Below are 23,554 nucleotides of genomic sequence, written 5' to 3'. Positions count from 1 at the left end.
GAAACCTATGTGTCAGGCGGAGGAAGCGGCGGCCGGGCTGAAGCCGGCAACGAACGCCGTCGCGGTGTCCGGTGCAATCTCGGTCATCCCGGCGTCGACAATCAACGGCCCGGCGCCGGGGCTCGCTGCGAGCTCAGCGAACTGCCCGCCCGCGGTGAAGCGCACGCCCGCAGGTTCTCCGGCGTCCTGCCAGGCGTGCCGGGCGGCCGGCTCCAGCTGCAGGTACCAGGACAGCAGCGCATGGGCGGCCTGCGCGGAGGCTTTGCCGGTGGACATGTCCAGGTCTGCGTTCAGGACAATCTCCGGGGCGTTCTCCGGCCAGGCGGCAGGCTCCTCGTCCGGCAGCTGGGTGCCCGAGACCTGCAGCTTGGAGAGGTTCTTGGGCATCTGCTCGTAGGTGACCGGTTCGAAGGCGATGGCCTGTGCACGGCCTACCGTGACCGGTCCCGACGGCGCTTCGCCGGCCAGCCGCTCGAAGGTGCTGGGATTTGCCCGGCGGACGGTTTTCGTGAACCGGCCGTACAGCCAGTTTTCCCACGCCTCGCTGTCCTCAGTGGCCGTGTAGGCACGGACGCTGGCGACGGCGGCGGCGGCCACGGCGTCCCGGTGCGCGGCTGGATCGGTTTTATCCACGAGCAGGACGATGGGCTGGACTTTGTCGAACGGCTGCATGCTTCCAGTTTTCCACGTTCACAGCCGTGGGTTTTCCGGTCCGGCGGGGCCGCGGCGACCTGTACGGCTCGAAACCTACAGCTGGATGGCCGCGGCCATCTCGTTGACGAAATCCTCGGTCTCGGCGGCATTCCGGAAGCCGTAGGACACTTCCCGCACTGCGTCCTGCCGGGAGCGGGGCACGGCGTGGTACTTGACGGCGGCAAAATTGCCCGGTTCGGTGACGGGGTCCACCAGCGGACGGCCTTTCATCCGGGCGAACTGCCGCAGGGTCGGGTCGATCCGCCACTGATCCGTCTCCACCCAGAAGTGGTCCCCCATGCCCGAACTGCCGCTGGCCACCCGCACATCCTCCAGCCCGGCGGCTGCCATCAGCCAGGCGAGGGTGAAGGATGTCGGAGCTCCCAGCCCTGACCCGTAGGGAATATGGGTCTCCGCCACGGCTGCTGCCTGTTCTGCGAGGTCGGTGGCTTCCTTGAGGCTGAGTGTCTGCATACTTCTATGTTCTCAGCCGTCGGGCACAAAGCCTGCCGCCGTTCCGCCGGACCCGGTACGTGGCCTTCCGCACAGCCTCGAATCAGGCGGCTGCCTCAGTGCCTGGCCGGCGCATCCGGTCGGTTGCACGCCGGACCGACGGATCGCGTTCAGCGTTCTGCAGCAGGCGGTCAAAGTCCATCAGCCCCACGTCCCCGCATTTGAAGGACAGCCTGGCTTCCGGCCTGCTGCCGGCCGCGGTGGGCTTCCGCCGTCCGGTGAGCGCGATGCGAAGCTGCCCGCCGCCGTCGTCGTTGACCTGCAGCTGCCGTTTCGCGGCCAGTTCCCGGATGCCTTTCGCGTCCACTGCAGGGGCGTTGTAGAAATACTCGCGGACCACACGGGTGAGTGATTCCGCGTCCGCACGGTCCTGCCGGGGCCAGCGGACCAGCTTGTCCGCGGCTGCCTGGACAGGATGAACAAGGAAACCGATCCCGATAAGCAGGGTCAGCAGATCGCCTCCGCCCAGAACAAGGAACAGCATCGCCGCAATGCCCAGGCCCACAATGGTGCGGACGGAGTAGGGATGCCGGGGGTGAAGCGGAACGGTAACCAGAACCGGTTGAACCTGCGCCGCCATCAGGACCAGCCTCCCTTCAGGCCTGCCAGTGCCTCTGCTTCGCGTGCCAGCCGCGCCGCATCGCGCAGCTCGCTGTCGTAGCGGCTTCGGCTCCGGACCAACGGGTCCTCTTCGGCGGCTGCTTCGAGGGAGCGCAGCCGGATTCGGTGGTTCTCCGCCGTCTGCGCCAGTTTCAACTGCGCCTTGGAACTTGTCAGTTTTTGCATCAATTCCTCCACACGGGATTCCTTCGCACGGACAACCTCAAAATGGTGGTGCGCCGTGGCTTCGATGCGTACCGCCAGCTCATACATGCGGCGCGCGGTTTCGGCGAGGGTGACGGCCTGCCCTCCGGCCAGGCGCTCCTCGGTAATAACGGCCTCCAGCGCTTTCAGCCGGGCTTCGTAGGAGCGCATCACCATGCTGTAGTGCCGCATCACTTCCCAGGCGGCGCGGACCTGGTTCCGCAGCACCTCCTGGCGCCCGGCCGTGGCTGCAATCGCGGTGTCGAGCCGGGCACAGGTCTGGCTGTAGCTGTCCACCGGCTCGGAAGCTCCGAACTGCGCCTGCGCTATTCTGCGGACCCGCCTGAGATTTTCGCCCACAGCTGCCTCTCTACGGTCGGTCGCTGGACCAGGAAAGAGCGCCCCGTCGGATGCGGCGCCTCAACGGCTCCTGACGGCGGCAACGGTGATCCGGTTCCATTAACCCTGCCCGTGCCCTGCCCGCCCGGTCAATGGAGGACGCCGGATTGCAGGCCCTGTGCGAGACTGCGGGCATGGAAATCCTGCCCGCCGCCTTGCTCAACGGTTCCTTCCACGTGCGACGGGCGGAGCCCGACGACGTCGCCCCGATTGTGGCTCTGCTCCAGGCCGATGCCCCGGGTTCCCGGGAGACTCCGCCAGACGGCCAGGGCCTGGAACCGTATCAGCGCGCCTTTGACGCCATTGCCGCGGATCCGGCCAACTTCCTGGCTGCGGTTGAGGATGCGACCGGACAGCTTGCCGGGACACTGCAGCTGACGCTGATTCCCTGCCTGGCCGTAGGCGGAGCAACCCGGCTGCAGATAGAGGCCGTCCATGTGCGTGCCGATCTCAGGTCCAACGGGCTCGGCACCGCCATGATGGACTGGGCGGCGGCTGAGGGGCGACGGAACGGTGCGGAGCTGGTCCAGCTCACCTCCAACGCGAAGCGGGACTCTGCCCACCGCTTCTATCAGCGACTGGGCTTTGAGGCCTCCCACATCGGGTTCAAGCGCTATTACCCGCCGCTGCCGTAGCGGGCAGTACCTCCGCCGGCGCCACGCAGGGTCGGCTAGTCGATATAGCGGAGTCCCGCCGCTTCCAGCGGCGCCCGCATCGAGTACATGTCCAGTCCGAGTTCTCCCTCGGCGAGGCGTTTCCGTTTGGCCGCCTCATTGTCCTCCCGTTTCTTCGAGGCTGCGGCAACGTCGGCGGCACGGGCGGCAGGAACGACGACGACGCCGTCCACGTCCGCCACCACCACGTCCCCGGGGTTCACCAGGGCGTTGGCGCACACGATGGGAACATTCACCGATCCCAGGGTCGCCTTGACCGTCCCCTTGGAGTTGATGGCCCGCGAGAACACCGGGAAGTCCATTTCCTGCAGGGCCGCTGCGTCCCGGCAGCCGCCGTCGATCACCAGACCCACACCGCCGCGGGCACGCACCGAGGTGGCCAGCAGCTCGCCGAAGAAGCCGTCTTCGCTTTCCGTGGTGCAGGCTGCCACCAGCACGTCTCCGGGCTGGAGCTGTTCAACGGCCACGTGCAGCATCCAGTTGTCCCCCGGCTGCAGCAGCACGGTCACGGCCGGGCCGCAGAGCCTGGCACCCGGGTAGACGGGGCGCATGTAGGGCCGCATCAGCCCCAGCCTGCCCAGTGCCTCGTGCACGGTGCTGGTTCCGTACGGAGCCAGCGCATCGACGTCGGCCTGCGGGGCGCGGGTGATGCTGCGGTGGACCACTCCGAGTTCATGCATGGGTGCTGCTCCTTTGGGGTTCGCGGCCCTGCCTCGTCAGCAGCGCATCGAGGCGCGGATAGACGGCACGGGCATTGTTTTCACGGATGTCCTCGAGTTCTTCTCCGGTGAGCCCGGCGTTGGCCAGGTAGCGTCCGGTGTCGTCGAAGTTGAAGCCCGTGGCGGGGTCGGCGTCGCGCACCGCGCCGATCATCTCGGAGGCGAACAGGATATTGCGGGTGGGCATCACCTCCAGCAGCAGGTCAATGCCGGGCTGGTGGTAGACGCAGGTGTCGAAGAAGACGTTGTTGAGCAGGTGTTCCTCCAACGGCGGCTTCTTCAGGGCCATGGCCAGCCCGCGGAACCGTCCCCAGTGGTAGGGCGCGGCTCCTCCGCCGTGCGGAATGACGAATTTCAGCTCCGGGAAGTCCTTAAACAGGTCGCCCTGGATCAGCTGCATCACCGCCGTGGTGTCCGCGTTGAGGTAGTGGGCGCCCGTGGTGTGGAAGGCGGGGTTCACGCTGGTGCTCACATGGATCATCGCCGGCAGCCCGTACTCGACCATCTTTTCGTAGATCGGATACCAGGAGCGGTCCGTCAGCGGCGGGGAGGTCCAGTAGCCGCCCGAGGGGTCCGGGTTGAGGTTCAGCGCCACGGCACCGTATTCGTTGATGCAGCGTTCCAGTTCCGGGATGCAGGTTGCCGGGTCCACGCCGGGTGACTGCGGCAGCATGGCCGCGGGAACAAAGCGCTCCGGGAAGAGCTCACTGACCCGGAAGCACAGCTCATTGCAGATGGCCGCCCAGGCGGCGGAGGTGGAGAAGTCCCCCACATGGTGCGCCATGAAGGAGGCCCGGGGCGAGAAAACAGTCAGGTCAATGCCGCGCTCATCCATCAGGCGCAGCTGGTTTGCGGAGATGCTTTCCCGCAGTTCGTCATCGCTGATCTTCAGGTCCGCCGGGTCCGGGGCAGCTGAGCCGGGCTCCGCGAGCGCCGCGGTTTGCCGGTCGCGCCACGCGCCCAGGGCCGGCGGAGCGGTGGTGTAGTGGCCGTGGCAGTCAATGATCATCGGGCATTCTCCTCTGCTGCTGCCGCCCCGGTGCTCCGGAGACTGCGCGGGACAAAAACTTCGCCGGCCATGATCAGCCGGGCCGTGCGCAGCAGCGCGGATTTGGTGACGTGCTGCGGGTCCTGCGGGTCCAGCCCGAGTTCCACGGTGAATTCCCCGGAGGGATGCTCCACCGACACCGTCACGTCCCCGCCGCGGCCGGCATCCGTCACCGTGCTGACGTCCCGTGCCACGGTGCCGTCGATGACGCACGCGGTGGCAGCGGTGACAGCGGCCAGCACTCCGATGGACTCGTGGCAGACGTGCGGGATGAAGCTGCGGGTGGTGATGGTGCCTCCGTGTGCTGGCGGGGCTATGAGTGTCATCTTGGGGTAGTTTTTGGCGGTGACGTCACCCAGGCCCATCAGGTGCCCGCACTGGAGCCGCAGTGCCTCCAGGCTCTGTTTCAGCTCGGCGTCACGGTTCAGGTCAGCGGCGGATTCGTAGCCGGTGCGGCCCAGGTCCCCGGCCCGGATCATCACCAGCGGCTGGCCGTTGTCGATGCACGTCACGCGGACCAACCCTCCGCCGTCGAGCTCCACCGTGTCGCTGGGGCTGCCGGTGGGCAGCAGCGACTCACACACGGAACCGGCCGTGTCCAGGAAGTTGATGGTGACGGCCGCCGCGGTTCCGGGAACGCCGTCGATCCCCGCATCCCCGGCGTACTCGACAAACCTGCCCTCGTCCCCGGCCGGCGTCGGAATGCTGATGTCAGCGACCATGCCCGTATTCAGCGTCAGGACCCGGGCATTGGTGGTGTCGCTGTCGGGAACGAGCAACCCGGCCTCCACCGCGAACGGTACGACGGCGGCAAGCATGTTTCCGCAGTTGGCGGTGGTGTCCACGGTGTCACCGGTGGGCTGCAGCTGCGCAAACTGGAACTCGAGGTCCACGCCGTCCCGGCTGCTGACGTCCACTATGCCCACCTTGCTGGTGAGCGGATTGCCGCCGCCGAGCCCGTCGATCTGCAGCGGGTGCGGGGAGCCGAGGGCGGCAAGCAGGACCGCGTCACGGCGTTCAGTGTCCATGCCGGCCGGCAGGTCTGCCCGGCGGAAGAACGGTCCGCGGGAGGTTCCTCCGCGCATAAACCAGCAGGGAATGCCGAGCTGGCTGCCGCGCAGGGAACCGGAGGGGGCCGAGGAGGACGCTGCTGTGGTCTGCACCACCAGAATGTACCTCGTCAACTATATTGTTGACAATAACGGCGACAAAGGCCTGAGCGGCGAATCCCGTGCCCCCTGCCCACCGCGGGAGGTCAGCCTCTCCCGGCAGCGCTTGCCCTATGCGTTAGATTCGATGCATGACTACGGGGATATATGTTTTGGGCAGTCCGCTGCCGGCCGGTTTCGACCTGCCTCACTCGGGAGCGGCAGACCATGTCTGAGGAGCTCGGCGGCCTGATTCCCCTATTGCTTGTCCTCATCCTCCTGCCGGGCGTCTGCGTTGCAGTTACACGCCAGGCAGCTGAAGGCCTGATCGGAGCGAATGCTTCCGTGGGGATCCGCACCCGCCACACAAAGGCGTCCGATGCGGCATGGGTTGCCGGACACAGGGCAGCCTTGCCTGTGGTGAAGAAAATGTGGCCCGTTGCTGGTTCCGGACTCCTGGCGGCGGTGGCTGCACAGGTGCTGGCCGGCGGCCCGGCCGGTATCGGTATTACCTTCCTGACCCTGGTCTTCCTGATGGTGGTCCTCTTCCGGGCTGCCGCAGCCGCCAACCGCGCCGCGCGCGCGGTCGACGGCGACTAGTGCGCTGAGAGGGCTTACCTGCCTCACGCAGCCGCAGGGCTTCCCAGCCGGTGGGGCCGGAGGGGCGCATGTGACCCCACCAGCAACATCCGCACCACCCAGTGGGACGCTGTGCTGTCGAGACCGGGCCAGGCTGCAGGGCCTCCCAGCCGGTGGGGCTGAAGTGACCCACGTGACCCCACCAGCAACAACCGCACCACCCAGTGGGACACTGTGCTGTCGAGACCGGGCCAGGCCGCAGGGCTTCCCACCCGGTGGGGCCGGAGGGGCGCATGTGACCCCACCAGCAACAACCGCACCACCCAGTGGGACGCTGTGCTGTCGAGGCCATTCCAGGCCGCACGGATTCCGCCCCGCTAGTGCGAGGCAGCGGCTCCTGCCCGGCGGATGGCGTCCGCGATGCTCGCCATATGGGCTTCCATGATCTTGGCGGCCTGATCACCCTGCCCGGTGCAGATAGCCTCGATGATCTCCACATGTTCCGGCAGGGAGACACTGGCACGCCCCGGCTGAACGGCGAGCCGGAACTGGTGGCGCACATTCTGCGCCCGCAGCCTTTCGATGGTGGCCCCGGCGGTGCCCTGCCCGCTGATTTCCACAATCCGCCGGTGCAGCCTGGAGTTGATCTCCGAATAGCGCATCAGTTCCCCGGCCTTCACCGCGGAGGTCATCTCCTCGGCCATCTGCCGTAGTTCGGCGACCTGGCCGGCGTCGATCCGTTCCGCAGCCTTGCGGGCACAGAGTGCCTCCAGCACGCCGCGGACTTCAATGATTTCCACGGCTTCTTCCACGGGCACTGACCGTACGCGGGCTCCGCGGTTCTGCACCCGCTCCACCACGCCCTCGACGGCCAGTTCGGCCAGGGCGGAGCGAACGGCACTGCGGCTCGCACCGAATTGGGTGCAGAGGTCCGCTTCCACGAGCCGCTGGGACGGAACAAGCTCGCCGTCAAGAATGGCCGTACGGATTGCGTCGGCCACCTGCGCAGCGTTACTCGCGGGCACTGCTGGTGTCATCGGTTGCTCCTTGGCGAAACGGCGTCCGTTTCCCCGTCATTTTTACTGTCACGTCAAGTTATCACTGCAGCGCAGGCTCTCAGTTCCCGTCACCGCTGCCGCGCTTGGAATTGTTGACAATCATGGCAATAATCGGCGGACGGCTACGAAAGGAACGAACCATGACTGCGGTGACCGTACTGGGACTGGGCGAAGCCGGACGCCTGTATGCCCTCGGACTGACGGCGGCCGGCGCGGACGTGCGCGGCTTCGACCCCTTCACCGACGCACGCGGCGCGGGCATCCGCCAGTTCGACTCGCTGGCGCAGGCCCTGGCCGGAACCGATCTGGCGATCAGCCTGGTCGGGGCCGCTGCCGCCCGCAGCGTCGCGGAGCAGGTGCTCCCGCTGCTTCCGCCCGGTGCGGTGTTCGCGGATTTCAACACCTCCGGCCCGGAGAGCAAAGCCGAACTGGCCGACCTCGCCGCAGGCTTCGGCATACCGCTGGTGGACGTGGCGGTTATGGCACCCGTACCCCGTGCCGGCAGTCGGACCCCGCTGCTCGCCAGCGGGACTGCGGCGGACGAATTCGCGGCACTGATGACAGGTCTCGGCGCACCGGTGGAGACGGTCCCCGGTGCCGCCGGAGCAGCAGCCGGGCGGAAGCTGCTGCGCAGTGTGTTTATGAAGGGGCTGGCAGGGCTGGTACTGGAATGCCAGGCGGCCGGACAGGCGGCGGGCTCCGAGGAGTGGCTCCTGGCGGAAATCGCCGGGGAACTGGGCCCGGGCGGTCCGGACCTGGTGGCACGCCTTCTTCAGGGCTCGCACACACACGCGGTGCGGCGTGCCCACGAGGTGGAGGACTCCCTTGCCTACCTCGGCTCACTCGGCACCCCGGCTTGGATGACGGAAGGCACCCTGCGCTGGCTATCCACTCTGGCCGCCGAGCACGCATGAGCACCGGGTGAACACGGCATTGTCTGCGAAATTGTTGACACTTCCGGAAGCCGCTGGTTGACTCTCAGCACCGCTTCAGGACCGGCAGGCAGGCAGGCAACGAAGCCCGTGCCGACCGAGCAGACTGCAAAGGACACCGCTATGGCTAGTGCTTTTCGCGACGTGGCCCACTTGGGCTTCGTGGAACTCTATACCCCGGATTTCGACAAGAGCCTCTGGTTCTTCACCGAGCTGCTGGCAATGCGCGAAGTCGCGCGGGACGGCGATTCCGCCTACCTGCACGCCTGGGACGACTACGAACACCACACCATCAAGCTGACCGCCCACGAGACCTCCGGCGTCGGACGCCTGGGCCTGCGCGCCGCCAGCGAGGAAGCGCTGCAGCGCCGCGTCGCAGCCCTCGAGGCAGCAGGGCGCGGCGTCGGCTGGCACGACGGCGGCCCGGGCATGGGCAAGACCTACGCCTTCACGGACCCGGACGGGCATCCGATGGACATCTACTTTGACAGCGAATGGCACGTCCCCACCGAGGAATCGCGGCCGGCCCTGAAGAACCAAGCGGACCGCTTCCCGGGCCGCGGGGTGAATGCCCGCCGGCTGGACCACGTGAACTTCCTGGGCGCCGACGTCGCCGAGAACGGCCGATTCGTCGAGGAAGTGCTGGGCGGCAAACCCACTGAGCAGATCCGGCTGGACAACGGCACACTGTCCGGCCAGTGGTTTACCTTCTCCAACAAGTCCTATGACCTGGTGTACAGCGGTGACTGGACCGGCAGCAGCGGCCGGCTGCACCATGTCGCGTTCGCCACCGACACCCGCGAAGACATCCTCAAAGCAGCGGACATCTTCCTGGAAAACGGCATCCACATCGAAACCGGGCCGCACAAGCACGCCATCCAGCAGACCTTCTTCCTGTACGTGTACGAGCCCGGCGGCAACCGGATCGAATTCTGCAACGCCGGTGCCCGCCTGATCCTGGCTCCGGACTGGAAAACCATCGAATGGTCCGAAGCCGAGCGTGCCAAGGGCCAGGCCTGGGGCATGAAGACCATCAGCACCTTCCATACCCACGGCACTCCCCCGGTGGAGCTTCCCGCCGGCTAGCCGGGCAGGACAACCTACCGGGTACGTTCGACGGCGGCCCCTCCTTATGCAGGAGGGGCCGCCGTCGTCGATTAGGCAGGAGTCGAGCGGGCAGGAACTAGGCGAGCGCCGCGTCCGGCCGGTGGCCCTTCTTCGCCAGCTGGATCTGCTCGTAGACATGGTGGCGCAGCTCGGTGAAGCGCGGCATTCCCCGGGTCTCCAGCTGGTCGCGGTCCGCCGGGAGATCGATGCGGATGTCCTCCTGCACAACGGTGGGCGAGGACGACAGGATGATGACGCGTTCGCCGAGGTAGACGGATTCGTCGATGTCGTGCGTGACGAACAGGATGGTCATCCCCAGGTCCTTCCATAGCCGGCGGGTGAGGTCCTCCAGGTCCGCGCGGGTCTGGGCGTCCACGGCGGCAAACGGCTCATCCATCAGCAGCACCTCCGGCTGGTACGCCACCGCGCGGGCAATGGCGACCCGCTGCTGCATGCCTCCGGACAGCTGCCAGGGGTAGGACTTGGGCACGTCCGCCAGTCCCACCGCTTCCAGGGCGTCGGCAACCCGCTGCCGGCGTTCCGCCTTGGGCACGCCGGCATTCTTCAGGGGCAGCTCCACGTTGTCCTCGACCCGCAGCCAGGGGAACAGGGAGCGGCCGTATTCCTGGAACACCACCGCCATCTTCTTGGGTGGTGCGGTCACCTTTTTCCCGTCGAGCAGCACCTCCCCCTCGGTGGCTCCGAGCAGCCCCGCAATGCACTTGAGCAGGGTGGTCTTGCCGGAGCCGGAGGGACCGACCAGGCAGGCCAGTTCGCCGTGGCCCAGATCGAAGGTGAGGTTGCGGACCGCTTCGATGGGACCGCCGTCGGTGGAGTAGACCTTTTTCAGCCCGCGGACCGAGAGAAGCGCTTCCCCCTCGGGCAGGGTACGCCCGGAGGGTACAGGGCCCTGCGGTGCGGGAGTTGTTTTGGCGGAGATGGCGTCAGGCTGCATTTTCTACCTCTTTAAGGCCGTGGTACCAGCGCAGCACGCGCCGTTCGCACCATTGGAAGATCATGGACAGGGCCAGGCCGATCAGGCCGAGCACCAGGATGCCGGACCACATTTCCGGAATGGCGAAGGACCGCTGGAACTGCACGATAGTGAAGCCCAGCCCCGAGGAGGAACCGAACATCTCCGAAATGACCATGAGGATCAGGCCGATGGACAGCGACTGGCGGATGCCGGCCATGATCACCGGTGCGGCAGACGGCAGCACCTGGTAACGGATCCGATTCAGCCCGGAGATGCCGTAGGACCGGGTTGTTTCGTTCTGCACCGGATCGATGGAGCGCACTCCTTCGATGGTGTTCAGCAGCACCGGCCAGATGCAGCCGACCACAATCACGGCAACCTTCATGCCGTCATTAATCCCCACCAGCAGGAGCAGCACCGGCACCAGCACCGGGGGCGGCAGGGCACGGAAGAACTCGAAGACGGGTTCGGTCAGCGCCCGCAGCGTCCGGTTCAGGCCCACCAGCAGTCCGACGACGATGCCGAGGCTAATCGCGATGGCCAGCCCGGCGAGCAGCCGGCCCACCGACGGCAGGACGTCGGCGGTGATCCGTCCCTCGAACCAGGTGGGACCGAAGACCTCCATCAGGGCGGACGGGGTGGGCACGAAGAAGTTCGGTTCACCGCGGGTGGATGCCCACCACAGGAGCACCAGCAGCAGGGGCAGCGCAACTACGTAGCCAACACTCTTGAGTGTCTTCACAGCACTACCTCTCCGCGGACGGACGGATGCCAGGACAACAGGCGCTGCTCGGCCTGGCGCATCACGATATTGATCGCCACCCCCAGCAGTCCGGTGGCCAGCACCAGTGCATACATGCCGGAGACGGCACCGCCGGACTGGGCCATGGCAATCTCGTCCCCCAGCCCGGGCGAGCCGATAATCAGTTCAGCGGTGATGGCCAGGATCAGCGCCACGGAGGCCGCCAGGCGGATGCCCGTCATCAGGTACGGCAGCACGGTGGGAAAGACCACGTGCCGGATGCGCTGCAGTTTGGAGAACCCGTAGGACTGAGCGGTCTGCGTAGCCACGTTGTCGACGTCGGCCACCCCGTAGAGCACCTGGATCAGCACCTGCCAGAAGCACGCATAAATGATCAGCATCAAGGACGATTCGATTTTGGTGCCGAACAGCAGCACCGCCACCGGGATCAGCGCCACGGAGGGAACCGGGCGCAGGAACTCGATGGTGGAGTTGGTAAAGCGGCGAAGGAACGGGCTCATGCCAATCACCAGACCCAGGATGCCGGCGGCGACGACGGCGGCCGCGAGGCCGATGCCCCAAGCCATGAGGGTGTGGCCCACCGCCACCCAGAAGGCAGTCAGTCCGAAGTCCCGGATGAGGGCCATGATCACCTCCGAGGCGGGGGGCAGGAAGCGGGGCTCGACCAGGCCCACTGCCGGAACCAGTTCCCAGATCAACAGGAAGCCGATGACCCCGGCCAGGCCCAGCACCCACTTCGGCACCGGGCGGCGCGCGCCCGTGCGGGCTGCACGTGGCTGCGCAGCCCGGCCGGGTTTCAGCACTTCAGTACTCATTACGGCAGCAGCTCATCCGGTTTCGGCTCTTCACCGATCAAACCGTCAGCAGCGGAGGCGGCCAGCACCCTAAGAAGTGGCTTCATTGTCATTCCCCGGTTCCGTGATGAAACTTAGCTAAGTCACACACACGGTATTTTTGGTAAACATGATTGTCAACAATTTTGGGTAACGATCAATGGGGTTCCTGCACCCTCTGCCTGCGGGTGCTGCCCCGGGCCGGTCCTGCGGGAAGGATCAGCCCGCCGGCCACCGTCCGGTCCGGAACAGTTCCTCCAGCACGGCCGTGGCCGGCGCTGGATCCAGGCCGCGCGATGCCAGCCACGCGTCGTCGCCGTAGGAGGCGGTGTACCGGTCCCCCGAATCGCACACCAGCGACACGATGCTCCCGGCACGGCCTTCCGCTTCCATGGCCGCCGCCAGCTGCCACACGCCCCAGAGGTTGGTCCCGGTGGAGGGTCCTGCATGCAGGCCGGTCAGCCGGCGCAGATGCCGTGAGGCTGCCACCGACGCAGCATCGGGGACCTGGATCATGTGGTCAATGACAGCCGGAACGAAGCTGGGTTCCCGTCGAGGCCTGCCGATGCCTTCGATCCGGGAGGGCCGCCCCACGGCGGGCTCCCCCGGCTTCTGCCAGGCGGGGAAGAACGCGGAATTCTCCGGATCCACCACCGCCAGTCGCGTGGGGTACCGGTGGTACCGGATGTAGCGGCCGATCGTGGCGCTGGTGCCGCCGGTGCCGGCGCCCACGACAATCCAGTCCGGCAGCGGATGGTCTTCCCTCGCCATCTGCGAAAAGATCGACTCGGCAATGTTGTTGTTGCCCCGCCAGTCGGTGGCGCGTTCGGCGTAGGTGAACTGGTCCATGTAGTGGCCGCCGGTGCTCGCCGCGACGGCCTCCGCAGCGGCATAGACCTCTGACGGATCCTGGACAAAGTGGCAGCGCCCGCCGTAGTGCTCAATCAGCCGGATCTTCTCCGCGCTGGTGGTCTGCGGCATCACTGCCACGAACGGCAGCCCCAGCAGCTGGGCGAAATAGGCTTCGGAGACAGCGGTCGAACCGCTGGACGCCTCCACGATCGTGGTGCCCTCCGTGATCCAGCCGTTCACCAGGCCGAAGAGGAACAGGGAACGGGCCAGGCGGTGCTTGAGACTGCCGGTGCGGTGGGTGGACTCGTCCTTGAGGTAGATCTGTACCGACCAGCTGGCGGGGACCGGAACCTGGAACAGGTGCGTGTCCGCCGAACGTGCCCCCTCGGCTTCGATGCGGCGGATGGCGGTCTCGGCCCAGGTGCGGTCCGGAAGCGTAAGAATGTTCACCTTTCAAGCCTACGTTCGGCAGCGGGCGGAGCATTGCCGTCGTGTTGGTACTGCAGCCACCCTTCCGGATTTTCATAAGCACCCTGATGATCGATATCGTCGTGGTACTGGCCGTTGACCAGGTATTACGGAATCACCAGGAGAACCATGGACAACATCCCGGAATCAGCCGCTGAATCACATGCCGGCGCCGACCCGACGCCCGGCATCATCGAACAGGACCAGGCCCGCACCGCAGCACAGGCCCAGGCGCAGGACACCGGCACCGTGCTTGTGGCCGGTGCCGGCGGTGTCATCGGCCGGCACGCCGCGGACGAGTATGCCCGCCGCGGCTGGAAGGTCCGCGGCGCCAGCCGCCGTCCCGTGCCCGGCGCCGGCTGGGAACACCTGTCGGTGGACCTGCTGGATGCCGGAAAGGCCCGCGAAGGCCTGCCCGCGGCGTCGGACACCACCCATCTGGTCTTCGGTGCCTACATTGAGCGCCCGACGTCGGCCGAACTGTCCGAGGTCAACACCGCTCTCCTGCGCAACACCTTGGACGGCCTGCACGCCGCCGGTGCACCGCTGCGCCACGTCACGCTCTATCAGGGCGGAAAGGCCTACGGCGCACATCTGGGCTACTTCAACGCCCCGGCCAAGGAACGGGATCCGCGGCTGATCCAGCCGAACTTCTACTACGACCAGGAGGACCTGCTGCGCGAGGTGGCCGCAGAGCGCGGCTTCACCCTGAGCGTGCTGCGTCCCGAGGGCGTGATCGGCTACGCCACCGGCAACCCGATGAACCTGCTCATGGCCATTGCGGTCTACGCCAGCATCAGCAAGGAACTGGGCCAGCCGCTGCGCTTCCCCGGCACCGTGGCTGCCTACGATGCCCTGTACCAGGTCACCGACGCCGAGCTGCTGGCCCGCGCAGCCGTATGGGCGGGTTCGGAGCCCGCCGCCGCAGGGGAAATCTTCAACATCACCAACGGGGACCAGTTCCGCTGGCGGCAGCTCTGGCCGGCCTTCGCCAAGTACTTCGGCATGGAGTACGCGGAACCGCAGCCGGTGCCCCTCACGGACGCGATGCCGCAGTACCGTGCCCTCTGGGAGCAGATGACCGAACGGTACGGCCTCGAACAGATTCCCTATGAGGACCTGGTCCGCTGGGAATTCGCCGACTTCATTTTCCGCTCGGAGTTCGACAACGTCTCCTCCACCATCAAGGCACGGCAGGCCGGCTTTACCGACTGCCTGGACTCGGAAGACCGGTTCCTGGAGCTCTTTGACCGGCTGGCACAACAGCGCATCATTCCGGGGCCCACGGCCCCGCTGCATCAGTAAGAGGAGTTCCAAGTGAAGATTGTTGGCATCCGTGCCTTCGGCGGCCCCGAGGCCCTGGAGGTCCTCGACGTACCCGAACCCCACGCCGGCCCCGGCGAGGTGCGCATCCGGGTACGGGCTGCAGCCGTCAGCCCCACCGACACCGTGCTGCGGTCCGGTGCCCAGGACATGGGAGGACAGGAACCGCCCTATATTCCGGGCATGGACGCTGCCGGAGTAGTGGACGAGGTGGGCGACGACGCCGGCTGGCGGATCGGTGACGAAGTCATGGCGCTGGCCCTGCCCCGGGCCGCACGCCGGGGCGCCTACGCCGAGTACCTGGTGGCGCCGTCGGACTCCATTGCCCGCATCCCGGCCGGCATCGGATTGGAGGCCTCCGCCACCCTGCCGATGAACGGCCTCACCGCAGTGCAGACCCTGGAGAAGCTGGACCTTGCCGAAGGCTCCGTGCTGGCCATTACCGGTGCCGCCGGAACGCTCGGCAACTACCTGATCCAGTTGGCCAAGGAGGCCGGGCTGACCGTCGTCGCCGATGCCGCCGAACAGGACGCCGATCTTGTGGCGGCACTGGGCGCAGACCATGTGGTGGAACGCGGCGACGACGTGGCCGAGCGGATCCGGGAGCTTTTCCCCGACGGGGTGGACGCCGTGGCGGACGCAGCCGTGATGAACGAGCTGGCGGCGGGTGCCGTTCGCGACGGCGGCGGCTTCGCCACCGTGCGCGGGTGGGACGGCGATCCCGGCCGCGGCATTACGGTGCATCCGATCCGGGTCGGCGAGGAATACTCCTCCGGTGCGAAGCTGGACCGGCTGCGGGCCCTGGCCGAAGCGGACCTGCTCAGCCCGCGGATCGCCGATGTCCTGCCTGCCGAGCGGGCGGCCGAAGCACACCGCCGACTGGAGGCCGGCGGCCTGCGCGGCCGGATTGTGCTGACTTTCTAACCAGCCCGACAACGACGACCGACGACGGCGGCACCTGCCCCAGGTGCCGCCGTCGTCGTTGTTGCAGCAGGTTTTCGAAAGGGGCTACCCGGCGGACGGACCCGCTGTTATGGTCATCGGCATGGGACTCCTCATATTCGAGTAGCGCTGCCGTTACCGACCGCAGACAACCAGTTCAGAGCTTGTTGAGGCCCGGCCTCCGAGCCCGTCCGTCTGCCCGCAGATCCCGCTGGTGGAACCTGCACGCCATTGTGCCCGGACGGCGCCCCTGATCTTCGCTTCAACGGCCGTAACCCCTTGGAGACACCATGCGTGCACCGAAAAAGAAAAAGCCCGAATCCGCGCAACCCGTCCTTCCGCCCGTGGAGATCCATCTCGCTCCGGCGGCCGAAGCACGGCTGAGCCAGGCGGGCACCCACCTGCCCGGCTCCGCTCCCGAGAGTGCCCTGCCCGGCTGGCAAAGCCTGGGCAAGGACCACAAACCCACCCACCCGAACACGAAGCAAGGCCCGCGGGAGCGGAAGGTCCGCTGGTAAAAACCTGAAAGGCATCGTCGGCAGCCCCGCTCCCTCCCGGGCGGGGCTGCCGCCTTTACTCCCCGCCCGGGAGCAGGGAAACGTTCACCGAAAAGACCGCACCGGCAGTCCGAATCAAGGTGCCGTCTGGTGGGGTCCGGGGCTGTTCCGTCATGCTGGAAGGGAGGCAGCGGCCCGCATCCGCGCCCGCCCGCAAAAGAGCGGCAGACAGCATAATTTCCGGGCCGGCAGATGGCAAATCGGGGCGAAGTTCCATCCGGTGCCTGACAGGAGCTCCGGCGGAGTGGTCTGCAATACGTCGATATCGTTAATTCTGGTGCCAGGCAGGCACTCCCCCATGTCTGCACCGCCGCGGACCGCTGCAGGAGTACCGGAACCGGGTGCCGCAATGCCGGAACTGCGGTCCCGGAGCTAGAACCTCAACGAAGCGGAGACGTAATGCCCCACAAAATCATCCTGGATTGCGATCCCGGGCATGATGATGCGGTCGCCCTGCTGCTGGCACACGGCAGCCCGGAGATCGACCTCCTGGCGGTGACAACCGTCGTCGGAAACCAGACCCTGGAGAAGGTGACACGCAACGCACTGGCAATTGCCCGTGTCGCAAATATCACAGGCATTCCCTTCGCCGCCGGCTGTGACCGACCCCTCGTCCGCACCATCGAGAACGCCCCGGACATCCACGGCGACTCCGGCATGGACGGCCCCGAACTGCCCGAGCCGACGCTTGAGCTGGATTCCCGCCACGCGGTAGACCTCATCATCGACACTGTGATGGCACACGAGCCGAACACCGTCACCATCGTCCCCACCGCCGGCCTGACCAACATCGCCATGGCCGTGCGCAAGGAACCGCGCATCGCCGAACGGGTCAAGGAAGTTGTCCTCATGGGCGGCGGCTACCACGTGGGCAACTGGTCCGCCGTGGCCGAGTTCAACATCAAGATCGACCCCGAAGCCGCACACATCGTGTTCAACGAGAAGTGGCCGCTGACCATGGTCGGTCTCGACCTCACGCATCAGGCGCTGGCCACCGACGAAGTGGCCAAGCGCATCGCCGCCGTCGGCACCAAGCCGGCCAGGTTCGTCGGCGAGCTGCTCGACTTCTTTGGAGAGGCGTATAAGGACGCCCAGGGCTTTGACTTCCCGCCGGTGCACGATCCGTGCGCCGTTGCCTACGTCATTGACCCCTCCGTCATGACCACCCGGCGCGTGCCGCTGGACGTGGAGCTGACCGGCACCCTGACCCTGGGGATGACGGTGGCGGACTTCCGCGCACCGGCTCCCGACGACTGCAACACATCCGTAGCCGTCGACCTGGATCACCAGAAGTTCTGGGACCTGGTTGTCGACGCACTTCAGCGCATTGGCGAGGTTGACCTGTGAGTGAAATGACCCGCCGACGGGTAAACGTCGGTGCATTGATGGCCGCTCTGCTGGCCGCCTGCGTGGCGTTCCAGCTGAACGCCTCCATGCTCTCCCCCGCCCTGTTCACTATCGAACAGGAGCTGAACACCACCTCAGCTGCCGTAGCCCTCACGCAGACGGCATTCTTTACCGCTGCTGCCCTGTTCTCCCTGTTCCTGCCCCGCCTCGGCGACATCATCGGCCGCAAGAAGGTCCTCACCGGCATGCTGGTGGTCCTGACCATCGGCTCCGTGATCGCCGCCCTGGCACCGAGCATCGAGGTACTGTTCCTTGCCCGGCTGATCCAGGGCGTTTCCGGACCCACAGTTGCGCTGTCCATGATCATGCTGCGTGTGGAAATCCGCGACCCCAAGCTGTACGGCACCCTGATGGGTGTCATTGCCGCTGTCAACGGCGGCATTGCCGGCGTTGACGCCATTGCCGGCGGCTACCTGGCGCAGAACCACGGTTTTGCGTCCATCTTCTGGTCCATGGCCGTCGTCGGCGTCCTTGCCGCCGCCCTCGTCTTCGCCGTCGTGCCTGAGTCCCGGGCCGAGAAGAAGGAAAAAATGGACTGGGTGGGCGTGGTCCCCCTGGTCATCTCGGTCGGCACCCTGCTCACCGCGTTCAACGAGGCCGGCAAGCTGGGGGACGCGAACTGGCCGTTGGTCATCGGACTGATCGTCATTTCCGTCATCGCGTTCACGGTTTTCTGGAAGGTCGAAAACCGGACCGAGCAGCCGCTGATCGCCACCTATCTGCTGAAGCAGCGTTCCACCTGGGCGCTGCTGCTGACCACCGTCCTGACCATGACCGGCGTCTTTGCCGTAATGAACGGCATCATCCCGGCCCTGGCCCAGGACGGCGCCGTGGGCTTCGGCATGGGCGCGGAAGAGTCCGCCTGGTGGACCATCACCCCCTATGCCCTCGCCGGCCTCATCATCGGCCCGTTCGCGGGCCGGCTGGCAGGCAGCTGGGGCTACGCCAAGGTGCTGCGGATCGGCACCATCGGCTCCGTCATCGCCCTGGCCCTGATGCTCCCGGTTGTCGGCAGCGACTCCCGGCTGGGACTGCTGGCCATTTCCATCCTGGTCGGCATCACCTATGCCGGCGTCGGCAACGTGATGCTCAGCGGCCTGGGCGTCATGCTTTCCCCGAAGGAGAACCCCGGCTTCCTTCCCGGCCTCAACGCCGGTGCGTTCAATCTGGGCGCCGGTCTGAGCTTCGCCGTGATCTACGCCGCGAAGACGGCAACCACTGTGACGGACGGGTCCGGCACCGAAGGCTACTACGGCGGCATTATTGCCGGCGCAGTCATTCTGGCCCTGGCCCTGGCCACGTCCTTCCTCATCCCCAAGCCTGCAGACATCAGCGGTGATCCGGAGGCCGCCGTACCGGATGCCGCCCGAGCCAAAGTCGAGGTAAACCGGTGACTGAAACCGCCCGCCGACGGGTAAACGTCGGCGCCCTCATGGCCGCCCTGCTGGCGGCCTGCGTGGCGTTCCAGCTCAACGCATCCATGCTCTCCCCGGCACTGGTCAGCATCGAGGAGGAACTGAACACCACCTCGGCAGCGGTGGGCCTGACGCAGACGGCGTTCTTCACCGCCGCCGCACTGTTCTCTCTGTTCCTGCCCCGGCTCGGCGACATCATCGGCCGCAAGAAGGTCCTGACCGGCATGCTGGTGGTCCTGACCATCGGCTCCGTGGTGGCTGCACTGGCACCGAGCATTGAAGTCCTCTTTATCGCCCGCCTGATCCAGGGTGTCTCCGGACCCGTGGTGCCGCTGACACTGATCATGCTGCGCGTGGAAATCCGCGACCCCAAGCTGTACGGCACCCTGATGGGTGTCATCACGGCCGTCAACGGCGGCATCGCCGGAGTCGACGCCGTCGCCGGCGGCTACCTTGCGGAAAACCACGGCTTCGCCTCGGTCTTCTGGGCCATGGCCATTGTCGGCGCCGTCGCCACTGCCCTGCTCTTCTTCCTCGCCCCCGAATCCCGGGCCGAGAAGAAGGAAAAGATGGACTGGGTGGGCGTTGTTCCCCTGGTCATCTCCGTGGGCACCCTGCTGACCGCGTTCAACGAGGCTGGCAAACTGGCGGACGCCAACTGGACACTGGTGGCTGCCCTGATCGTCATCGGCGTCATCGCGTTCGTCGCGTTCTGGAAGGTGGAGAACCGCACCGACCAGCCGCTGGTAGCTACCTACCTGCTGAAGCAGCGCTCCACCTGGGCCCTGCTGCTGACCACGCTGCTGACCATGACCGGTGTTTTCGCCGTCATCAACGGCATCATCCCGGCCCTGGCACAGGACGGCGTTGTCGGTTTCGGCATGGGCGCCGAGGAATCCGCCTGGTGGACCCTCACCCCCTACGCCCTCGCCGGGCTGCTCCTGGGGCCCATTGCCGGCCGGCTGGCCGCCACCTGGGGCTACGGCAAGGTGCTGCGGATCGGCTTGATCGGCTCCGTCATCACCCTGGCGCTGATGCTCCTCATGGTCGGCAGCGACTCCCGGCTGGGCCTGCTGGGCGTATCCGTGCTGATCGGCATCACCTACGCCGGCATCAGCAACATCATGCTCAACGGCCTGGGCATTGTGCTCTCCCCGAAGGAGAACCCCGGCTTCCTGCCCGGCCTCAACGCAGGGGCATTCAATCTGGGTGCGGGTTTGAGCTTCGCCGTGATCTACGCGGTGAAGACGGCGGCCACCCCGGCCGACGGCGCCGGGTCCACAGGATACTACGCCGGTATCATTGCGGGTCTGATCATCCTGGCGCTGGCCCTGGCCTCGTCCTTCCTCATCCCGAGGCCCGCCGACGCCGAGGTTGACGCCGCGGCCGAGACCGACCACCGCTAACCCTGTCCGCCACCCAAGGAGAATCCCTGCATGTCCGCCGGAAAAGTTGTAGTTGTCGGTTCGCTTAATGCCGATCTGACCGTCCGCACCGACCGTTTCCCCTCCCCGGGGGAAACCCTGAACGGATCGGAACTGGTCATTGTCCCGGGCGGCAAGAGTGCCAACCAGGCCGCTGCCGCCGCCCTGCTTGGCGCCGATGTGCGGCTCTTCGGTGCCGTTGGCGCCGACGGGCACGGGGACCTGCTGCTGAAGGCGGCCGCCGGTGCCGGCGTGGATGCTTCCCGCGTCCTGCGCCGCACCGGCACCGCGACGGGCACGGCCATGATCGTGGTGGACGCTGCCGGGGAGAACACCATCATCGTCTCCCCCGGCGCCAACGGCACGGTCACCGGCGCAGAACTGCCCGCGGACCTGTTCGAGGACGCCGCGGTGCTCTGCCTGAGCCTGGAGGTGCCGCTCGAAGCGGTCACCGCCGCTGCGCAGGCCGGGCACGACGCCGGTGCCCAGGTGCTGCTGAACCTCTCCCCGTACCGTGAGGTTCCCGCCGAGCTGCTGGCCCTGACCGATGTCCTGCTGCTCAACGCCCACGAGGCGGCGCTGGTCACGGGGCTGGCGGATCCGGCGTCGGACTGGGAAAGGGTATTTGCTGCCCTGGCCCGTCTGGGCGTACGCCGCACGATCGTCACGCTGGGCGGTGAGGGCGCCGTCGTACTGGACGGCACCGCGGCCGGTGCTGACCGGGTTGCCGTCATTGCGCCCACCCGGGTGACCGCGGTGGACACCACCGGCTGCGGCGACGCGTTCACCGCTGCCACGGCCGCGCGGCTTGCCGCCGGTGACTCGCTGGCCCAGGCTGCCGAGTTCGCTGCCCGTGCCGGTGCGCTGGCGGCCACCCGCGAGGGTGCGCAGTCCTCCTACTCGGCGCTGGCCGAAATGGTCCGCTGAATCCCGGCGGACCAACGGCGGCGTCTCCCCTTGGGGAGGCGCCGCTTTTCGTGCTGTCCCTCCCCCACCTGCCGCCGCCAAAGCCAGCGCCGGTGGTCTAAGCCGGTGGCCGGTCCGGCGGTGTTTTTCCAGCATCGGACTATGCTGTCGGGCATCACGGCAAACCGCCGAATCGTCAGCAGGCTCTCATGGGGGAAACATGTCCGAGCACGTGCCGCCCGGCACCAGCTATATCAATCCTTACAACGGCCGTTCCGGAGCGGGCCAGGTCCCGGCAGCAGCGGGAGGAACGCCGATACGGCCGAAGCAGGTCGATTCGTCCTTTGGCCTCCTGCTGGGCTCTTTGAGCCTGACCGCACTGGGTATTCTCACGAGAATCATCCTTCTAAATGCCGGCGACGGTGTCACCGGCGAGGGTGCCGTCTGGTTGGTGACGCTGGGCATCTGCTTCGCTGTCACGTCTGTGGCAGCCGGATTTATCCGCAAGGGCCATCACTGGGCCCGAATCCTGCTTACCGCCTACACCGCGGTCTCGGTGCTGACTTTCCTTACCGGGACGAACCTTCTGAGCTGGGGCGCCATCCTGACCCTGGTCGCAGCGACGGTGCTTTTGTACTGGGCACCCTCACGGGCCTATTTCAAGGCGATGGACCAGCACCGGCGAAACACGACTAGTTAAGACTTAGGGAAGGTTTTCCGTGCCGGCTGCGGCCCGGTGAGCTGGCCGCGCAGCTCCTGGAGAGCTGCCACCCGTTCGGCCAGCTCGTCCGGGCCCGCTTCTTCCCATAGGTCAAGGCCGGTGCCCTCATCAATGGCGGCGAGCGCGGCGGCCTTTACCTGGCCGTCGAGCCGGCCCACCTGGAACTGCGCCGCCGCAAGCGGCACCCATAACTCGGCCGCGTTGTCCTCCCGCAGAAGGTAAGCGAATGAGTCGATAAGGCGACGTGTCGCTTCCTCATCCGGTACCTCGTCCTCGAGGTATTCGAAGTATTCATCACGGACATCCGCGGCTGTGTCGTTGGCAAAAATGCCTGTCCCCCATGCACCCATGCCCCGAGTATTGCAGATAAATAAACTTACGGGGCGGAAGCCGGTGTTCTCTCTGGAAAAGTGTTGTGCATGCTTCATGATGGGCCATGGAAGACGTGTTTAGGCGTCTTAAATACACGCCGGAACCCGTCGGGACGCCCCGGCCCCCACACCGAGCAGGAGCGGAATGCTTGACCACAGGCTGGCTAATACAACTCAGGATCGGTGGCACCGTGCTCTGGAGAATCTCGAGCGCCGCAACGTGCGCATCCTTCCCGGGCTGCAAAGCTTCGCGCCGGTAATCATCGGCAATGCAACGCACCCCGCAACAACAGGTACTTTCAGCCCTTTGGACGCCTATTGGCGGAATGGACGGTTGGAGTTCGACGGCGGTGGAACATTCGAACGTCGAATTCTGGAACACATCAATTTTTACGCCACGGATTTTCGAGGACGAATGGACATCGTGGAGGCCCTTCGTTCCCAGGGTTTTGAGGTCGCCACCGACGCCGGAATAGATGACGTCCCCGTGACGGTCAAGATTTACCAGTACTCTCGCCGACTGGTTACGCCTCCTGCCCGGACCCGCTGGGAGTGGGCCTTGGAGGAAGTGTCCAGGGCCGGAATCGAAGTGCGTGAAGGCATTTCCAGATCAGAACGCCCGCATTCCTACCCAGCAGATCTCGGAATCATGTCCGCCTACACCGTGGCGGGGTTTGACGGAACATTGGCCTGGGAGCATGACGTACTCCGCCTCCGGGACGGCAGAGTCAACACCGCCGTGGGAATTGCCGCGTGGGACCACCTTCATGGGGCGGTTACGGGGCAGGTGCTTTACCGGGCTTTTCGCGCCAACGGATTCGACGTCGAGTATGACGGCGCCAATGGTCAGGTTTTTGTCCATCTACCTATTCCCTGAACCGGCCGCGAGCGCCAACCCTCGTCCCGGGGCGGTGGGCCCGGC

The 23,554-nt window shown here is 66.4% G+C and carries 26 protein-coding genes; 13 read left to right on the top strand and 13 right to left on the bottom strand.

The window, feature by feature from the left end:
- Positions 1–12: 12 nt before the first annotated feature.
- From N2K95_RS02710 to N2K95_RS02695, 4 genes are all read right to left on the bottom strand, one after another.
- Positions 13–672: a peptidyl-tRNA hydrolase gene (locus N2K95_RS02710; RefSeq protein WP_260652799.1), complete on the bottom strand. Its 660-nt coding sequence runs from the start codon at positions 670–672 to the stop codon at positions 13–15.
- A 75-nt stretch (positions 673–747) separates the two neighbouring features.
- Entirely contained in the window at positions 748–1,167 is a 420-nt protein-coding gene (locus tag N2K95_RS02705; RefSeq protein WP_260652798.1) for a hypothetical protein, read from the bottom strand.
- Between the two features lie 82 nt (positions 1,168–1,249).
- Entirely contained in the window at positions 1,250–1,786 is a 537-nt protein-coding gene (locus tag N2K95_RS02700) for a hypothetical protein (RefSeq protein ID WP_260652797.1), read from the bottom strand.
- Complete coding sequence (locus tag N2K95_RS02695; protein ID WP_260652796.1) at positions 1,786–2,370, bottom strand: hypothetical protein; 585 nt, start codon at positions 2,368–2,370, stop codon at positions 1,786–1,788. The genes N2K95_RS02700 and N2K95_RS02695 overlap by 1 nt, the downstream gene beginning before the upstream one ends.
- Before the next feature lie 173 nt (positions 2,371–2,543).
- On the opposite strand from N2K95_RS02695, the gene N2K95_RS02690 reads away from it, so the two are divergent.
- Positions 2,544–3,044, top strand: a complete 501-nt coding sequence (locus tag N2K95_RS02690) for a GNAT family N-acetyltransferase (RefSeq protein ID WP_260652795.1) — start codon at positions 2,544–2,546, stop codon at positions 3,042–3,044.
- 35 nt (positions 3,045–3,079) lie between these two features.
- On the opposite strand, the gene ligK is transcribed toward N2K95_RS02690, so the two are convergent.
- Genes ligK through N2K95_RS02675 form a run of 3 tightly spaced genes read right to left on the bottom strand, consistent with a single transcriptional unit; the run spans position 3,080 to position 6,013 of the window.
- Complete coding sequence (gene ligK, locus N2K95_RS02685) at positions 3,080–3,763, bottom strand: 4-carboxy-4-hydroxy-2-oxoadipate aldolase/oxaloacetate decarboxylase (protein WP_260652794.1); 684 nt, start codon at positions 3,761–3,763, stop codon at positions 3,080–3,082.
- The gene (locus N2K95_RS02680; protein WP_260652793.1) at positions 3,756–4,811 is read right to left on the bottom strand and encodes an amidohydrolase family protein; all 1,056 of its coding nucleotides are present in this window, start codon (positions 4,809–4,811) and stop codon (positions 3,756–3,758) included. Before N2K95_RS02680 ends, ligK begins: the two co-directional genes overlap by 8 nt.
- Positions 4,808–6,013 carry a 4-oxalomesaconate tautomerase gene (locus N2K95_RS02675; RefSeq protein ID WP_260652792.1) on the bottom strand — a complete coding sequence of 402 codons (1,206 nt, stop codon included), beginning with the start codon at positions 6,011–6,013 and terminating at the stop codon, positions 4,808–4,810. The genes N2K95_RS02680 and N2K95_RS02675 overlap by 4 nt, the downstream gene beginning before the upstream one ends.
- A 213-nt stretch (positions 6,014–6,226) precedes the next feature.
- Here N2K95_RS02675 and N2K95_RS02670 point away from each other — a divergent pair, with 213 nt between their 5' ends.
- Entirely contained in the window at positions 6,227–6,598 is a 372-nt protein-coding gene (locus N2K95_RS02670; protein WP_260652791.1) for an SdpI family protein, read from the top strand.
- Between the two features lie 356 nt (positions 6,599–6,954).
- Here the strand turns inward: N2K95_RS02670 and N2K95_RS02665 are convergent, their stop codons facing one another.
- Positions 6,955–7,614 carry a GntR family transcriptional regulator gene (locus N2K95_RS02665; protein WP_260652790.1) on the bottom strand — a complete coding sequence of 220 codons (660 nt, stop codon included), beginning with the start codon at positions 7,612–7,614 and terminating at the stop codon, positions 6,955–6,957.
- A gap of 161 nt (positions 7,615–7,775) precedes the next feature.
- On the opposite strand from N2K95_RS02665, the gene N2K95_RS02660 reads away from it, so the two are divergent.
- Both N2K95_RS02660 and N2K95_RS02655 read left to right on the top strand, forming a co-directional pair.
- Positions 7,776–8,549 carry an NAD(P)-dependent oxidoreductase gene (locus tag N2K95_RS02660; RefSeq protein ID WP_260652789.1) on the top strand — a complete coding sequence of 258 codons (774 nt, stop codon included), beginning with the start codon at positions 7,776–7,778 and terminating at the stop codon, positions 8,547–8,549.
- A 141-nt stretch (positions 8,550–8,690) separates the two neighbouring features.
- Positions 8,691–9,653, top strand: coding sequence for a catechol 2,3-dioxygenase (locus N2K95_RS02655; protein WP_260652788.1), 963 nt, complete (start codon positions 8,691–8,693; stop codon positions 9,651–9,653).
- A 97-nt stretch (positions 9,654–9,750) separates the two neighbouring features.
- On the opposite strand, the gene N2K95_RS02650 is transcribed toward N2K95_RS02655, so the two are convergent.
- From N2K95_RS02650 to cds1, 4 genes are all read right to left on the bottom strand, one after another.
- Positions 9,751–10,629 (bottom strand): ABC transporter ATP-binding protein, encoded by an 879-nt coding sequence (locus N2K95_RS02650; RefSeq protein WP_260652787.1) that lies wholly within the window; start codon positions 10,627–10,629, stop codon positions 9,751–9,753.
- Positions 10,619–11,392, bottom strand: a complete 774-nt coding sequence (locus N2K95_RS02645) for an ABC transporter permease (protein WP_260652786.1) — start codon at positions 11,390–11,392, stop codon at positions 10,619–10,621. The genes N2K95_RS02650 and N2K95_RS02645 overlap by 11 nt, the downstream gene beginning before the upstream one ends.
- Entirely contained in the window at positions 11,389–12,228 is an 840-nt protein-coding gene (locus N2K95_RS02640; RefSeq protein WP_260652785.1) for an ABC transporter permease, read from the bottom strand. Before N2K95_RS02640 ends, N2K95_RS02645 begins: the two co-directional genes overlap by 4 nt.
- Before the next feature lie 237 nt (positions 12,229–12,465).
- Positions 12,466–13,548, bottom strand: a complete 1,083-nt coding sequence (gene cds1 / locus N2K95_RS02635; protein ID WP_260652784.1) for an L-cysteine desulfhydrase Cds1 — start codon at positions 13,546–13,548, stop codon at positions 12,466–12,468.
- Positions 13,549–13,695: 147 nt separating this feature from the next.
- On the opposite strand from cds1, the gene N2K95_RS02630 reads away from it, so the two are divergent.
- The 8 genes from N2K95_RS02630 to N2K95_RS02595 all read left to right on the top strand — a co-directional run bounded on the left by N2K95_RS02630 (position 13,696) and on the right by N2K95_RS02595 (position 22,240).
- Positions 13,696–14,871 carry an SDR family oxidoreductase gene (locus tag N2K95_RS02630; protein ID WP_260652783.1) on the top strand — a complete coding sequence of 392 codons (1,176 nt, stop codon included), beginning with the start codon at positions 13,696–13,698 and terminating at the stop codon, positions 14,869–14,871.
- Between the two features lie 12 nt (positions 14,872–14,883).
- The gene (locus tag N2K95_RS02625) at positions 14,884–15,813 is read left to right on the top strand and encodes an NADP-dependent oxidoreductase (RefSeq protein WP_260652782.1); all 930 of its coding nucleotides are present in this window, start codon (positions 14,884–14,886) and stop codon (positions 15,811–15,813) included.
- A gap of 308 nt (positions 15,814–16,121) precedes the next feature.
- Complete coding sequence (locus N2K95_RS02620) at positions 16,122–16,349, top strand: hypothetical protein (RefSeq protein ID WP_255792890.1); 228 nt, start codon at positions 16,122–16,124, stop codon at positions 16,347–16,349.
- A 438-nt stretch (positions 16,350–16,787) separates the two neighbouring features.
- On the top strand, positions 16,788–17,735 hold the full coding sequence (uriH, locus tag N2K95_RS02615) for a uridine-preferring nucleoside hydrolase UriH (protein WP_255792889.1): 948 nt from the start codon (positions 16,788–16,790) through the stop codon (positions 17,733–17,735).
- Between the two features lie 5 nt (positions 17,736–17,740).
- A complete protein-coding gene (gene uriT / locus N2K95_RS02610) occupies positions 17,741–19,189 on the top strand; it encodes a uridine transporter UriT (RefSeq protein WP_260653702.1) in 1,449 nt (482 codons plus the stop codon).
- The gene (gene uriT, locus N2K95_RS02605; RefSeq protein ID WP_255792887.1) at positions 19,186–20,616 is read left to right on the top strand and encodes a uridine transporter UriT; all 1,431 of its coding nucleotides are present in this window, start codon (positions 19,186–19,188) and stop codon (positions 20,614–20,616) included. The genes uriT (N2K95_RS02610) and uriT (N2K95_RS02605) overlap by 4 nt, the downstream gene beginning before the upstream one ends.
- Before the next feature lie 30 nt (positions 20,617–20,646).
- The gene (locus tag N2K95_RS02600; RefSeq protein WP_260652781.1) at positions 20,647–21,561 is read left to right on the top strand and encodes a ribokinase; all 915 of its coding nucleotides are present in this window, start codon (positions 20,647–20,649) and stop codon (positions 21,559–21,561) included.
- Positions 21,562–21,760: 199 nt separating this feature from the next.
- Entirely contained in the window at positions 21,761–22,240 is a 480-nt protein-coding gene (locus N2K95_RS02595; protein WP_260652780.1) for a hypothetical protein, read from the top strand.
- Here N2K95_RS02595 and N2K95_RS02590 read toward each other — a convergent pair.
- Complete coding sequence (locus tag N2K95_RS02590) at positions 22,237–22,611, bottom strand: DUF4259 domain-containing protein (protein WP_260652779.1); 375 nt, start codon at positions 22,609–22,611, stop codon at positions 22,237–22,239. The genes N2K95_RS02595 and N2K95_RS02590 overlap by 4 nt on opposite strands.
- Positions 22,612–22,777: 166 nt before the next feature.
- Between N2K95_RS02590 and N2K95_RS02585 the strand changes: the two genes are divergently transcribed.
- Positions 22,778–23,509, top strand: coding sequence for a hypothetical protein (locus N2K95_RS02585; protein ID WP_260652778.1), 732 nt, complete (start codon positions 22,778–22,780; stop codon positions 23,507–23,509).
- Positions 23,510–23,554 lie beyond the last annotated feature (45 nt).

The organism is Arthrobacter zhaoxinii (genome assembly GCF_025244925.1).
Classification (GTDB): domain Bacteria; phylum Actinomycetota; class Actinomycetes; order Actinomycetales; family Micrococcaceae; genus Arthrobacter_B; species Arthrobacter_B zhaoxinii.
Note: the sequence above shows the minus strand (reverse complement) of the source record. Positions and strands in the feature narration are given on the sequence as shown.

What these genes read in the sequence shown, in the direction of transcription:
- uriT (WP_260653702.1), top strand. Translation starts at nt 17,741, where the DNA reads ATGACCCGCCGACGGGTAAACGTCGGTGCATTGATGGCCGCTCTGCTG.
- N2K95_RS02640 (WP_260652785.1), bottom strand. Translation starts at nt 12,228, where the DNA reads ATGAGTACTGAAGTGCTGAAACCCGGCCGGGCTGCGCAGCCACGTGCA.
- N2K95_RS02690 (WP_260652795.1), top strand. Translation starts at nt 2,544, where the DNA reads ATGGAAATCCTGCCCGCCGCCTTGCTCAACGGTTCCTTCCACGTGCGA.
- N2K95_RS02665 (WP_260652790.1), bottom strand. Translation starts at nt 7,614, where the DNA reads ATGACACCAGCAGTGCCCGCGAGTAACGCTGCGCAGGTGGCCGACGCA.
- N2K95_RS02710 (WP_260652799.1), bottom strand. Translation starts at nt 672, where the DNA reads ATGCAGCCGTTCGACAAAGTCCAGCCCATCGTCCTGCTCGTGGATAAA.
- ligK (WP_260652794.1), bottom strand. Translation starts at nt 3,763, where the DNA reads ATGCATGAACTCGGAGTGGTCCACCGCAGCATCACCCGCGCCCCGCAG.
- N2K95_RS02620 (WP_255792890.1), top strand. Translation starts at nt 16,122, where the DNA reads ATGCGTGCACCGAAAAAGAAAAAGCCCGAATCCGCGCAACCCGTCCTT.
- N2K95_RS02655 (WP_260652788.1), top strand. Translation starts at nt 8,691, where the DNA reads ATGGCTAGTGCTTTTCGCGACGTGGCCCACTTGGGCTTCGTGGAACTC.
- N2K95_RS02590 (WP_260652779.1), bottom strand. Translation starts at nt 22,611, where the DNA reads ATGGGTGCATGGGGGACAGGCATTTTTGCCAACGACACAGCCGCGGAT.
- N2K95_RS02600 (WP_260652781.1), top strand. Translation starts at nt 20,647, where the DNA reads ATGTCCGCCGGAAAAGTTGTAGTTGTCGGTTCGCTTAATGCCGATCTG.
- N2K95_RS02680 (WP_260652793.1), bottom strand. Translation starts at nt 4,811, where the DNA reads ATGATCATTGACTGCCACGGCCACTACACCACCGCTCCGCCGGCCCTG.
- N2K95_RS02630 (WP_260652783.1), top strand. Translation starts at nt 13,696, where the DNA reads ATGGACAACATCCCGGAATCAGCCGCTGAATCACATGCCGGCGCCGAC.
- N2K95_RS02700 (WP_260652797.1), bottom strand. Translation starts at nt 1,786, where the DNA reads ATGGCGGCGCAGGTTCAACCGGTTCTGGTTACCGTTCCGCTTCACCCC.
- N2K95_RS02705 (WP_260652798.1), bottom strand. Translation starts at nt 1,167, where the DNA reads ATGCAGACACTCAGCCTCAAGGAAGCCACCGACCTCGCAGAACAGGCA.
- uriH (WP_255792889.1), top strand. Translation starts at nt 16,788, where the DNA reads ATGCCCCACAAAATCATCCTGGATTGCGATCCCGGGCATGATGATGCG.
- N2K95_RS02650 (WP_260652787.1), bottom strand. Translation starts at nt 10,629, where the DNA reads ATGCAGCCTGACGCCATCTCCGCCAAAACAACTCCCGCACCGCAGGGC.
- N2K95_RS02660 (WP_260652789.1), top strand. Translation starts at nt 7,776, where the DNA reads ATGACTGCGGTGACCGTACTGGGACTGGGCGAAGCCGGACGCCTGTAT.
- N2K95_RS02670 (WP_260652791.1), top strand. Translation starts at nt 6,227, where the DNA reads ATGTCTGAGGAGCTCGGCGGCCTGATTCCCCTATTGCTTGTCCTCATC.
- N2K95_RS02585 (WP_260652778.1), top strand. Translation starts at nt 22,778, where the DNA reads ATGCTTGACCACAGGCTGGCTAATACAACTCAGGATCGGTGGCACCGT.
- N2K95_RS02595 (WP_260652780.1), top strand. Translation starts at nt 21,761, where the DNA reads ATGTCCGAGCACGTGCCGCCCGGCACCAGCTATATCAATCCTTACAAC.